1 protein-coding gene is annotated in these 1,094 nt (G+C 41.1%); it reads left to right on the top strand.

The window, feature by feature from the left end; all coding sequences use genetic code 11:
• Positions 1-684: IS1 family transposase (locus tag CRYPD_RS07710; RefSeq protein ID WP_138146987.1), on the top strand; the 684-nt coding region annotated here is incomplete at its 5' end.
• Positions 685-1,094 lie beyond the last annotated feature (410 nt).

Raw genomic sequence — 1,094 nt, 5'->3', positions numbered from 1 at the left:
GATATACAGCGATATCGTTGCAAAAATAGTGCCTGTCCAACTCAAACATTTATGCTGGATTATCGCTATAATGCATCTGTGCCTGGTATCAAAGAAAAAGTCGTCGAAATGGCTATTAATAGCAGTGGTATTCGAGACACAGCACGGGTTCTGAAAATCAATAAAAATACAGTCATCAGCATCCTAAAAAGCAAAGAAGAAAGCCTTGTACAGGTAAACCCTATTTTTCTATCTCAAAAAGCAGAAACACCTTTAGACGTCCGGCTGGAGATTGTTTGCGAAGAAGCTGAGATAGATGAGCAGTGGTCATTTGTAGGTAAAAAGTCGAATCAGCGCTGGTTATGGCATGCTGTTGATCATGCGACTAATACAGTCATTGCTTATGTATTTGGCAAGCGTAAAGACGATGTTTTCAAAAAGCTAAAAGCCTTACTGACTCCTTTTAAAATAAGCAGGTGTTATACAGATGACTGGGGAGCTTATGAACGAAACTTAGATGCAAATGAGCATGAAATAGGTAAACAAAACACCCAAAAAATTGAACGAAAAAACTTAAATTTTAGAACATGGATTAAACGTTTAACTCGTCGAACAATCTGTTTTTCAAAAATAGAACAAATGCACGATATTGTCATTGGGCTGTTAATTAATAAAGTCGAATTTGGACGAGATATTCATGCCTAATAACAGATTTAACCCACTACCCTTTAGCGAAGTGAAGATTTTTAGTCCGCGATAGCCGTAGGGCCGGTTGTTTTGTCGGAGTCTGAGCGATAGCGAAGGTGGAGGTGTGACTGGCATGATAGTCAGCTAGCTGGTGAAAGTCCAGCCTTTGCCCTGTGAGAAGGGAAAAAGTAGGCGAAAGCAAGGGTGCCGAAAGAAACTTTCCATAGCTACCCAACAGGGAAACACGGTTATAGAGAGCCAATGCGGGATCTGAAGGAAGCTCTAGCCAAATCGGTCACCTAAATGAAAGTGAACCTTCGTAAGGCGGCAACAAAAGGGTAAGGTGCCCTCGACCACCGAAGCCCAATATTCTCGCCGTAATTTGTTGTTGTATTGAAGGTAGGAAGACCGAGATAAAGTTGACTATC

Origin of the sequence: Bathymodiolus heckerae thiotrophic gill symbiont, assembly GCF_900180345.1 — a bacterium.
Taxonomy (GTDB): domain Bacteria; phylum Pseudomonadota; class Gammaproteobacteria; order PS1; family Pseudothioglobaceae; genus Thiodubiliella.
The sequence above is the reverse complement of the archived record's forward strand: the minus strand, read 5'-3'. Positions and strand labels throughout refer to the sequence as shown.